At 49.4% G+C, this 11,097-nt stretch carries 12 protein-coding genes; 1 reads left to right on the top strand and 11 read right to left on the bottom strand.

Going from position 1 to position 11,097, the window contains the following annotated elements:
• Positions 1-13: 13 nt before the first annotated feature.
• From PY479_RS02420 to PY479_RS02430, 3 genes are all read right to left on the bottom strand, one after another.
• The gene (locus PY479_RS02420) at positions 14-562 is read right to left on the bottom strand and encodes a TIGR04211 family SH3 domain-containing protein (RefSeq protein WP_212596505.1); all 549 of its coding nucleotides are present in this window, start codon (positions 560-562) and stop codon (positions 14-16) included.
• Between the two features lie 152 nt (positions 563-714).
• Entirely contained in the window at positions 715-1,983 is a 1,269-nt protein-coding gene (locus PY479_RS02425; RefSeq protein ID WP_212595493.1) for an inorganic phosphate transporter, read from the bottom strand.
• A 19-nt stretch (positions 1,984-2,002) separates the two neighbouring features.
• The gene (locus PY479_RS02430; protein WP_212595494.1) at positions 2,003-2,683 is read right to left on the bottom strand and encodes a TIGR00153 family protein; all 681 of its coding nucleotides are present in this window, start codon (positions 2,681-2,683) and stop codon (positions 2,003-2,005) included.
• A gap of 230 nt (positions 2,684-2,913) precedes the next feature.
• On the opposite strand from PY479_RS02430, the gene PY479_RS02435 reads away from it, so the two are divergent.
• Positions 2,914-4,395, top strand: coding sequence for a CYTH and CHAD domain-containing protein (locus PY479_RS02435; protein WP_275482766.1), 1,482 nt, complete (start codon positions 2,914-2,916; stop codon positions 4,393-4,395).
• 31 nt (positions 4,396-4,426) lie between these two features.
• Here PY479_RS02435 and PY479_RS02440 read toward each other — a convergent pair whose 3' ends face one another.
• From PY479_RS02440 to PY479_RS02475, 8 genes are all read right to left on the bottom strand, one after another.
• Positions 4,427-5,215, bottom strand: coding sequence for an ion transporter (locus PY479_RS02440; RefSeq protein ID WP_275482767.1), 789 nt, complete (start codon positions 5,213-5,215; stop codon positions 4,427-4,429).
• Positions 5,216-5,288: 73 nt separating this feature from the next.
• Positions 5,289-5,618 (bottom strand): hypothetical protein, encoded by a 330-nt coding sequence (locus PY479_RS02445; protein ID WP_275482768.1) that lies wholly within the window; start codon positions 5,616-5,618, stop codon positions 5,289-5,291.
• Positions 5,619-5,624: 6 nt separating this feature from the next.
• On the bottom strand, positions 5,625-6,275 hold the full coding sequence (locus tag PY479_RS02450) for a hypothetical protein (RefSeq protein WP_275482769.1): 651 nt from the start codon (positions 6,273-6,275) through the stop codon (positions 5,625-5,627).
• A 3-nt stretch (positions 6,276-6,278) separates the two neighbouring features.
• A complete protein-coding gene (locus PY479_RS02455; RefSeq protein WP_212595499.1) occupies positions 6,279-6,971 on the bottom strand; it encodes a PspA/IM30 family protein in 693 nt (230 codons plus the stop codon).
• Between the two features lie 11 nt (positions 6,972-6,982).
• On the bottom strand, positions 6,983-7,396 hold the full coding sequence (locus tag PY479_RS02460; RefSeq protein ID WP_212595500.1) for a DUF2170 family protein: 414 nt from the start codon (positions 7,394-7,396) through the stop codon (positions 6,983-6,985).
• Between the two features lie 75 nt (positions 7,397-7,471).
• Positions 7,472-9,184 carry a polyamine aminopropyltransferase gene (locus tag PY479_RS02465; protein WP_275482770.1) on the bottom strand — a complete coding sequence of 571 codons (1,713 nt, stop codon included), beginning with the start codon at positions 9,182-9,184 and terminating at the stop codon, positions 7,472-7,474.
• Positions 9,185-9,187: 3 nt separating this feature from the next.
• The gene (locus tag PY479_RS02470; protein ID WP_275482771.1) at positions 9,188-10,087 is read right to left on the bottom strand and encodes a DUF350 domain-containing protein; all 900 of its coding nucleotides are present in this window, start codon (positions 10,085-10,087) and stop codon (positions 9,188-9,190) included.
• A gap of 23 nt (positions 10,088-10,110) precedes the next feature.
• Positions 10,111-11,061: a hypothetical protein gene (locus PY479_RS02475; RefSeq protein WP_212595502.1), complete on the bottom strand. Its 951-nt coding sequence runs from the start codon at positions 11,059-11,061 to the stop codon at positions 10,111-10,113.
• Positions 11,062-11,097: the final 36 nt, after the last annotated feature.

Here is an 11,097-nt window from a genome sequence, read left to right on the forward strand (position 1 = left end):
AAATATGTACGGCTTACATCCAGCGATTGCGGCGGCGACGCTGTGGTCGTGGCAAGTAGACCAGGATCACCCCAAGGATCAGACCGCCAGCGGCAATCAGGCCACCTTGTTGCCACATGTGAAAGCGTGCATTGTCCTGCATGTTTTCGAGTTTAGCGATAGCATTATCACGTTCAGTGGTCGCTTTTGTCAGGTCGGCCTGAGTTTTATTCAGTTTGCTTTGCAGGTTATCTAGCTGCGTGCTGACATCACTGTTCTGGCTGGAAATTGTCTGCAGTTTTGACTGGGCATCGGCTAACTGTTTTTCCATATCGGCCATACGGTAGCGCATTGATACCTGCGTTTGCAGTTTATCGGTGCGTACCCAGCCTTCACGACCTTTGGGGTCGACAATTTTGGCATAATCGCCATCAGTTTCCGGCAACAGGGTAATTTTTTCGCCGGCTTCAATACTGCCGAGAATTCGGTACTGGTTGCCCGGACCTCCATGGATAAAAATATAAATATCGTCAGAGATATAACGGGTCTGGCCTTCGGCCAACAGGGACGGGGAAAGGAGCATAGCTCCGACTAGTATCAATACTCTCAGCACGGGAATTCTTCTCTGTCGCAAAATATTGCCAACATGCTATGGATTTGTGCTTACCAATGCAAGAGGGACGTCATCTGACGTCCCTCTATCATGCTGATTTACCGTGGGTTGCACGGAATAAATCAGTTAAAAATGCCTTTGATGGTGAAGAAAAACAGGATGGATAATCCGGCTCCGGCAGGCAGTGTAACCACCCATGACACCACAATATTGCGCACCACGTTAATATTAATTGCGGCAATGCCGCGCGCCATACCAACGCCGAGTACCGCACCTACCAGTGTTTGTGTGGTAGAGATAGGTAACCCGGTACCAGAGGCAATCACCACGGTACTGGCAGCCGCTAATTCAGCGGCGAAGCCGCGGCTCGGTGTTAAGTGGGTGATATTCTTACCGATGGTCTGCATTACGCGCTTACCGAAAATCGCCAGACCGAGCACAATCCCGAAACCACCCAATGGTAAAATCCACCAAATCAAGGGAGATTTAGCCGTGATAATACCACCACTGTTGACCACTGAAACGACTGCTGCCAATGGGCCGATAGCATTTGCAACGTCGTTAGAACCGTGTGCAAATGCCATACAGCAAGCGGTCATCAACATCAGAATGGCAAATACTTTTTCAACGTTATTAAAGTTAGTCTGTTTGCCAGGGGCATTGGAGAGTTGCAAGCGGGAGATCGCAATTTTACCCGCAATCCCAATGAGCACGGCAATCAATATCGCCAGTAGATAAGCCTCACCAGCCGATACCTTCAAACCGACATGCTTAAGCCCCTTAGTGATAGTCACCAATGACACGACAAAGCCTGCGAAAGCCATGTAGAAAGGAACATAACGTTTGGCATTAGCGAGCGGGTTATCAGTGTTGAAAATCAGTTTTTGAACGCTTTGGAAAATACAGAAGGCAATAAAGCCGGAAATTGCGGGGGTGACGATCCAGGAACCTACGATACCGGTTACCTGACTCCACGCCACCGAATCAGGTCCGACACCCACCGCCGCAAAACCGACGATGGCACCGACGATAGAGTGGGTGGTTGACACTGGCCAACCAAGGGCCGATGCCACGACTAGCCAGATACCTGCTGCCAGCAATGACGCGATCATGCCATACACCAACAACTGAGGCGATTCGGTAAAGTAGGAAGGATCAATAATCCCGTTACGGATGGTGCTGGTTACTTCACCGCCCGCCAGGTAAGCCCCGGCGAATTCGAAGATCATGGCAATAACAATTGCCTGCTTGATGGTAACGGCATTTGCCCCTACCGAAGTCCCCATCGCATTTGCTACGTCGTTGGCCCCAATACCCCAGGCCATCAAAAAGCCGACTACGGCCGCAGTTCCTATAAGCCAGGGACCGCTAGTGATCAATACATCAACCATGCTGTGTATACCTTTATTATTAGACGCGAGCCAGCATCAGCTCTAGGCGGGAACCCACACGTTCGGCAAGATCTGCCAGGTCTCCCACCCATTCAATAATTTTGTAGAGGAACATGACGTCGATGGGGTTTAACTCCAATTCGATGGCGTATAACTGTCGACGCACCTGGATTTGCAGCTCGTCAGTGTCCTCTTCCAAGACATCGAGTTCACTAATCATTTTGGCTACGAGATCCACTTCTCGGCCACGGAAACCTGCTTCCAGCAGATCGTCCAATTCATTAATCGCTTCCTTGGCCAGCGCTGCTGCGTCGAGACAACGTTGCAGATAAGCGAGGAAAGGAGTCTGAATGGCTTCGGGAACCAGCAATTCCCGGCCGATGATGCGACCGGAGATATCTTTGGCTTTATTGGCGATTTTGTCCTGTTGGGTTAGAAGTTCCAGCAGGTCAGTACGTTCAACCGGCATGAATAATCCGCCGGGTAGGGTAAGACGTATTTCACGTTTGAGGTTGTCAGCGTCTTTCTCTTCCTGACTAATTTTCTTTCTGATGGCAACCGCGCTGTCCCAATCCTTTGCGAACGTTGCTTCAAAAAAGGGGACCAGCAGAGAAGCACAGTCAAAAACTTTGTCTATATGCTCCTGCAGAGGCTTGATCGGCGATTTTGCAAACACGCCTAAAATAGAGTTTACTGGCATAGCCGTTTACCTATGAGCTCATTCCACTATTGGAAACGCGGGCGGAATGGTACCTTAAGCGTCCGCGTATTGAAACTGTGTTTTCAGCGAAAACATCACAGCTTTTATATTAACGGGTTATATAACACCCGGTGCAAAATAGTAAGACACTTTTATGACAGCATTGTGACATTAAGACATCCTGATGACATATAAGTGAATTTTTAATGACAAAACAGGCCGTTTAACTGATGGAACATGACAGTAATCATACTGAAATTGAGCTGAAACTTTTTATTCTGCCGCAATATAAAGCGTTATTGACTCATTATCTTGATCAATTGCCCGGGAGTGATGCCAAAGGGTGTCGCCAACTCAGCAACAGTTACTTTGATACACCACGGCTGGCACTAAGACAGTTGGATATGGGATTACGGGTGCGAGGTTGTGACGGCAAATACGAACAGACGATTAAGACTGCTGGCAGGGTGATTGGCGGCTTACATTCTCGACCAGAATATAACGTTGATATCAGCGGTACCCATCCAGAGTTAGCGCTGTTCCCGGCTGACATCTGGCCTGCCACACAAGACATTTCAGTGTTGCAACAACAGTTGCGGTGTCTGTTCAGTACTGACTTTCAACGTTGTCGCTGGATGATAACCGAAGGTCAGAGCCTGATAGAGGTCGCCTTGGATCAAGGGACTATTGCTGCCAATGGCGACAGTGAGCCACTGTGTGAAGTGGAATTTGAGCTGATTTCGGGGGTGACGGCGGACTTATTACCGCTGGCACAGAAAGTGGCGCAGCAAGTTCCGGTGCGGCTTGGCAAAGCCAGTAAGGCTCAGCGTGGTTACCGGCTGGCCAATCAAAGTAGCCCGTTAGCGTTAGAGGCGCTGCAGTTTATTCAGTTGCCAGCAGGCGGTGATATTAATGCCAGTCTCATTACCGTATTGGAAACTGCGCTTGAACGATGGCAGCTGCTGGAAGATATGATCCAGCAGAGCTTAACCGACACTATTCAACAACCCGCACTATGGCAGCGCTTACGTGCCTGCATCAGATTATTGCGATTGACGTTGACGCAATTTGGTTTGCATTCCGAGATTACGCTGAAGGATTTTCAATGGCTGGAACAGCAGTTAGCGTTTATCGATGAAGGACGTTATCTCGCCTGCTTATGCTCTGATCGGGCACAACTGAATGAGCTGCCACAGTTGGCAACCATAAAAGCGGCTGCCCAACAGACGTTGCAGCGCATGGACTTCGAACAACAGCTGCAATCACTTTGGCAAGACAATCGATATGGTGAACTACAGTTGGCGTTGGTACGGTTGCTGATCGAATTGCAGGGCAGTGAGGTATTGCTAGATGTAGGCGACAACCTGCAACAATTAAGCGATCGTTTGCAGGAGACTTCCTGGCAGCAATTGTTATCGGCAATGCCGGAAGCGTTGTCCACCGCAGCGTACCTGGCACTTGCTAATACCCTGGATGAGGCCATTCTGGTCGGGCTGGCCTTTGGTAGTCTTTATCCAGAGAAAGCGCGGGATCAGTTTCGTGCGCCATGGCAGGATCTGAGCGATGGGATTGTGATCCTCGGGGCTTACCATTGCGCCGAGCAATTGGTTCCTGATGCTGCGGAAGCATTAGCCGTTAAGCAACAAAGTCTGCGTTTTGCGATGGAGCATTCACGGTTAGCGGCGCTGCAAAAAATACCGTATTGGCGTTAATGCCCAATGGTGCAGGCGGCTATGTGCCGCCTTATTTATGTTGTTGGTCGAGTTGTTGTTTAAGCTCAGTAATTTCTTGCAACATCTGCTGCTGATTTTGTTCTATGCGAAGCAGCATATCATCCATCTGCTGTTTAAATTGCTGCCGCTGTGTTTCAAGGTTTTCCTGCTCATCCGGCGCGACAAAAAGTGACGCCATATAACCGGAAATTACCCCGAAAAAGCTCACGCCGCAGAGGATCACCAATCCACCAATAATATGGCCCACAGTCGTTACCGGGTAAAAATCACCATATCCCACGGTAGAGATGGTGACCAGCGACCACCAGATGGCATCTTCTGCGGTTTTAATATTCGAACCGGGTTCACCATTTTCTACTAATAGTACCAGTACCGAGGAAAACGCCACGATAGTGACCATCGCCAACAACAGACTTGCCAGCGTGGTCTGGCGCCGTTGTTTCAACAATGAGCCCAAAATAGAGCGGCTCATCCGTAGCAGACGAATAACGCGTAAAATCTGAAATAACCGGGCAAATCGCAGCGGTTCGATCGCCGGAATACTGGCAACAAAATCAATCCAGTGTTCTTTTAAAAAGAGGGGTTTGTTATCGGCTTTTATCAGGCCAACGAAAAAATTAATCAGGAAGATGCAACAGATGCTGGTGTCAAGGAAGAACAACAGTTTGCGGGTTTCTTTGTCCATGGGCAGCAACACCATGCACAAGATGAGTACCACTGAAAACAGCGATAGCAACATCATCACCAGTTCAAATGGTGACAATTGAATGTTATTAGCCCAGCGTCCTTTCAGTTTCATGGTAAATCCCTGAGGGGAAGTCCTTGCGGTAACCACAGGGTAAAAAAGCTACCGCGCTCTGTAAATCTATGGATTATGCATTGTCGTCGACGAAGTTAACCAGATCTTCCAGTACCCGTCTTTTGATTTCTAACTGGGCTTCCGCTGGCAGACCATATTTTTCCGCCAACTGAACGTAATCCTCTGTACTCAGCGAAACGGTCAAGCGTGGCCGTTTGGGCCGTTTTGCTACGTCTAATCCGAGGATCATGCGAATTTGATCAGAGGGACTGACCCCCCGGTCCAGTGCGGCTTTGCGGATGGAGTACTGAAAGCGCTCATCCAGGTCAAACGCTACCTGAGTTGCTTTGGCAGCTTTTTGGTTTTGCAGCCATTTTTCTGGAAACGGGTGGTCTTTACTCATCTGGCGCTAGTCTCCTGGCCAATATTCACGAATGTCTGTTAATGGGCGATAAAGGGTCAGTAACACATCGGTATCTCCATCTTGGTAGACTTCGATATCGATAGCTCGGCTTTCATCGCCATCCAGTAACTCGTAGGCTTCAAATGCGTCACCTGGGTTATTTTCCATAAATTGCGACGGTTTACCATGACGATAATCCTGTCGATGAAAATATCCAAATTGCGCAAAGGCAACCTGATGGTATGCATCTGCCAACCACTGTGCATAGGGTTCTGTGGCAGCGGTGAGCGGCATAGTGTTGAGTGTGGCTTTACCGGGTTCTTCGAAGATTTCAGCAAAAGCGTCCAGATCAAACAGCGCTTCCACTTGCGAGCGATGCAATTTAATGGAAAATGCCAGCCAGGTTTCGTCATCCTGCTCCAGCCCCATATAAACAGCGTCACCCGAGTTGCCTTTCAGCACAAACTCGGGTTCCTGGCTATGTTCATACTCGTAGGTGTTTACCGCTTCTACTCTGAACTGCTGCCCTCGCAATTGCGGGGGCAGGGCAAAGCTATCGTCCAGCGTCACCATATCACCTACGCGCAGATCCATTGGCTGCGCGAGCTGACGGGTAACCGGAGCATCTTTGCCGAATAACTTACCGAACAAGCTCATAAATTATGAACCTTTCTTGGCTTTCAGACGTTCCAGCACATCGTTCGCAGAGGTTTTCTGCTCGCCAATACCCGCTTCGGCCAGTTTGGCTTTTAGCGATTTGTCGCTGTTGTCAGTTTCCAGTTCTTCTGCCGCTTTCAATCGGTCGTCAAACTGTTGCTGCCGCGCTTTAATACGTTCCAGCGAGTCTTTGGCATTCAGCAGCTTAGAGTTGCTGGATGCAAAGGAGTCTGTAATAGAGGCTGTCGCTTTCTGTACGCTTTCAGTGGTTTTTACCATCGACAACTGGCGTTGATAATCTGCGAGCTGTCGTTCGGTTTTCTTCACCAGATCCTTCAGCCGCGCAGCATGGTCACTAAAGCTGGCGTTGGCTGTCTGCTGTTCTTCTAACTGCTGTTCCAGTTCGGCAATCTTCTGCGCCACTTCTAACGCCAGTGTTTCATTGTTTTTTTCCAAGGCTTGTGTTGCGTAGCCTTCATGCTCGGCGATGGTGCGCTTCAGACGTTCGACTTCGCGTGCAGCCTGCATCTCTTTTGCCATCACGTCGGTCAATTCGCGCTTGGCTTTGGTTAAATGCTTCTCAGCATCACGGATCTCCTGTTCGAAGATTCGAGTGGCGTTCGCATCTACAATGTTTTGGCCGATTTCGGTGGCACCGCCACGGAAGGCTGTCAGAATTTTATTCAGAATACCCATAAGTTGGCTCCTTATTTCAAATAGTCGGCCATTTCGTCGATCACTTCCAGACAGTTGTCTGATAGTACCGACAGCTCTTGCTCAATCTCCAGCATGCTGGAATCCAGCGACAGAGCACCAAACAATACATATTTGTCATCAATCTTGGCGAAGGATGACAGCGGCATCGGAATGTTCAGCCCCAGCATGGTTTCGAACATCTCAGTGCGGCTTTCCTGCACCACTTCGTCTTCACCCCAGAGGTAGCTGATGCACAGGATTTGATTCTCGGTTGCGGACACGAAAATCGGGATCTCTTCACGGCCTACCACGTTGACTTGTAAAACTTCCACATCCCCATCAATGGGGTAACAATCGAACCGTTGCCCGGTTGAGCTGTTGTCGCCAAGTCCATTGAGGTGGTTGGCAATAGTGTGAATATTCATTATTGTCCTCGCTGACATATTATGTCCGTGAATAAAGATAACACCGAGACATATTATGTCAAGCATTATCTTACCTTAAAAAGTCGCGACGCCCTGGCTGTCGCTCCATGCTTGCAGATGGTAATGATACAACTGCAATGACCCTATGGTATTGGCCTTAACCTGATCATTTTTACTGTAAAAATTTTTCGGAAATTCAAACGCAGCACGGATAAGTCCAGGCGTTAGCCAATCGTCATCTACTGGCAGTTTTTGTAAGGTTTGCAGACGACTGCGGGCATCTTTGCCACTGAGAGTGCCTATGGTCCAGCCCCATTCGCCAAAGCTTGGCACATTGTGGTGATATTGATCGACTTTGAAGCCGGCTAACGCCAGCGTTTTACCGATGGAGATAAACGCTTTGGTGGCGTGATATGGTGAAGTGGACTGAATACCAATAGCACCATCGGCGCTTAATAGTTGTGCCAGCTTGCGATAAAACAGATCGGAATACAGCTTGTTGAGGTCCGGATGGGACGGATCTGGCAGATCCACAATAATGGCATCGTATTTCTGCCCTTGTTGTAGCAGGGTATCTACGCCATTAAAGGCATCATTAAACATGACCTCTACCCGCGGGTCGTTAAACGCGTTGCCATTTAACGCCAGTAACGCATGTGCCAGCCGTTTCGGCATGTCATCCGGTGGGGTTTTAAAAAGTGTCACCACCTCTTTATCCAGATCCAGCAAGGTCACCTGATGCGGTTGCCATTTGTAGATTTGGCGCAGGGCTAAGCCATCACCGCCACCAATCACCAGCACTTTGTCATGACGGGCACTGGCTGCCAGTACCGGATGTACCAAATAGGCGTGGTAAATGTGCTCATCAATAGAGGAAAACTGCAACCGACCATTGATATACATGGAATATACCGGCGGTAGATGATTGCCCATCAACCGTTCGGTAAAGTTCAACTGCTGAAAGCGGGTCGCCTTGCTGTAAATAACATTGTCTTTATACAGCAGGTTGTTAAACGACTGTTCCCAGATTGGGCCTTGGGTCGCAAGGAGCAACAATAAGCCGGTTGCCAGCAGGTGTCCGGCTAGCAGCCAGTTGGCATGGCGGATGCGCTCACGAAAACGCAGAATAAACAGTAAGCCAGCCAGTAGGTTAAACCCTGCTGTCAGTGCGGCCGCTAATTGGGTATCGAGCGCCAGCATGAAAGCAACCCAAATGGCGGCTCCGATGCCTGCGCCAATGTAATCCGCACCATAAATTGTGCCGGCATTATGCAGCAGATGTTCATCGCTCAACGCCTGACGTACCCTGGCAATCAGCGGGATTTCCATACCGATCATTAAACCCAGCAGCACCCCCCATAAATAGGGAAGATAGACGGCAATGGATTGAAATTTACCGATAAAACCGCCATCGGGGATTTGATCCGGCGGTAACTCCATGGTTTGAGCAATCAGTTTTGGGAGTTCATGACCGAAACCGATAACGGCGGCGGTGATGAGGATGGCTAACGACCCCAGCAGCGCCACGCTCAGTTCTAACCTGGCAAAGCCGTCAAAAGCTGATTTGATTTTACGGGCGGCAAAGGCTCCGAACCCCATTGACACGATCATCAGACCGATCATGGTGTAGATGGCAGCTTCTAACGCCCCAAGGATGCGCCCGGCGTAATGAGACAGCAGATATTCGTAGATGAGACCACAGCCAGCAAGAATGCCCATGATCCCCAGCAGCAGCATATCATCCAGCCGAGTCAGGCCGTTGCGCGTTACCGTAGTAGCTGTTACCACGACTTATGCCATCAAACCAGTCAGAATGAGTGCCACAGCAATACTGATGGCCATTTCAACAGACGCTAAGCCGATGTTCCGTTGTCGTTCTACCTCTTCCGACAGGTCGATTTTTGCTAACACCAACCATTTGACAATTTTTATTAGCACAGTCAGTACTAATAGCATCATCACAGAGAACAACAGCCAACCTAACAAATTGCTGAGGTAGGCGGTGGGGGCATAATCCATAAAGTGGCTGGCGGCGTTAAAGCTCAGGCCCATCGCAATCATCGTACCTGCATGGCGCAGTGCCAGCGCTGTGTTGCCTTCCATCAATGCCAGCTGCAAAGCGGCACCTTGATTACGGCGGGCATAGGCAATTTCCAGTCCGCGAGTCAGCACTACCAGCATTAGCTGTGATACGGCAAAGGCACTGAAGATAGCAATAAATGTATTTACGGTCAGATCTTCTGCCCACAGCAACACTGCGCGAATCACCAGTGCGGTTGCGATGGCGGCGGCGGCATCGACTATCGCGACGGAGATATTGCCTTTAAGCACTAACTCATCTTTATTGAACTGATTGAGCGCGACTTTATCGTGCAGGAATCGCCCGAGCTTAATCAGAATCAGTCCGCAGAGGCCGTAGGCAGTCATGCCAATCGCTTCTTGCAGATAGGTATGCGCTGCGGCACCGGTAATCGCCCCGGTCAGAACGATGCCGAGTGCCGCTACGGCTCCGGCTGTGCTGATGCCGAAGGCAAAGTTATCACGTACCGCCAATTCTTCGTTACTGTTGACCTTTACGCTCCAGCCCTGCATATAGCGCATCAGTGCCAGCAGAATCACCGCTATCCCAAGATCGATGGCGAGTATACCCGCCAATTGCGAAGTGATACCGAATTCCTGAAAGAGTGTCATCTTAATTCCTTTACTGTTGCTGTTTACTTACCGCGACTGATGCCTCGGCTGGTGCGAAAACCTGAATTACGGAAACTACTGTCTTTGGCATAATTGGAACGAAACTTACTGCCGCTGCCAAAACTACTATTGCTTGTTGGCGTGCTGATACTCTGCCGCGATAGCGCTGTTGAGCCAGTACGTGATTTGGCATAGGGACTATCAAAACGTTTCCCTTGTGAATCAAAGCTTTTTTTAGTGCGTTGATAGAGCTGGTCCTGAGTCGTGGCTTGTTTAGGTGAGGTATAACGGTAGCGACCAACATCGTTGTAATAACTGTAGTCACGATAGCGAGACCAGTTATCGTAGTAGATGGGACGATTGAACAAGTTGGAAAACATGGCATACATGCCATACCATTCCCAAAAAGAGGTCCCATTGGAACCACTTACCCAATGGCCATAAGACGGGTTACCGACCAACTGGCTGCCAGGACCGAAGTTTTTCGCATTGTTGGCAACGGTAGAGGTTTCCTTGCTGACGGCATTTACTCGCGCTAATTTACCGTTAGACATATCGGCAACCACATTTACCTGATCTGACAGCATATCGTTGTACTGACTCGGATCGGTTGCCTGATAGATATTTTTCAGCTCCTGCAGTTGCGCATCCAGACCGGGAAAGTTTGCGGTGTTACTGGCATCTTGTAGTCGCTGTTTGAGTGCACTGAACATGGGGCCGCTGTTCCCACCATCCTTGGCCATCTCGGTCATCAAGGGTTGCAGGTCGGGCCGCTCGGATGCGAGTATCCGAGTATATTGAGTTAACAGCATGGCGTTGCGTATCTGTCCAGCCTCTAGTTGTTGAGACAATTTTTGCAGACGTTGACTGTCAAGTTGCTGTAGCTGGGTAATTTGTTCGGGTCGGTCATCTCCACAAGCGGTGAGAGACAACAACATGAGCACTGTGACAATACGGGTAAGTATCCCTGCCATGTTTTCTCCATCTTTAGTTAGATCGGCGTTATCCAG

The organism is Shewanella sp. A32 (genome assembly GCF_029167175.1).
Taxonomy (GTDB): domain Bacteria; phylum Pseudomonadota; class Gammaproteobacteria; order Enterobacterales; family Shewanellaceae; genus Shewanella; species Shewanella yunxiaonensis.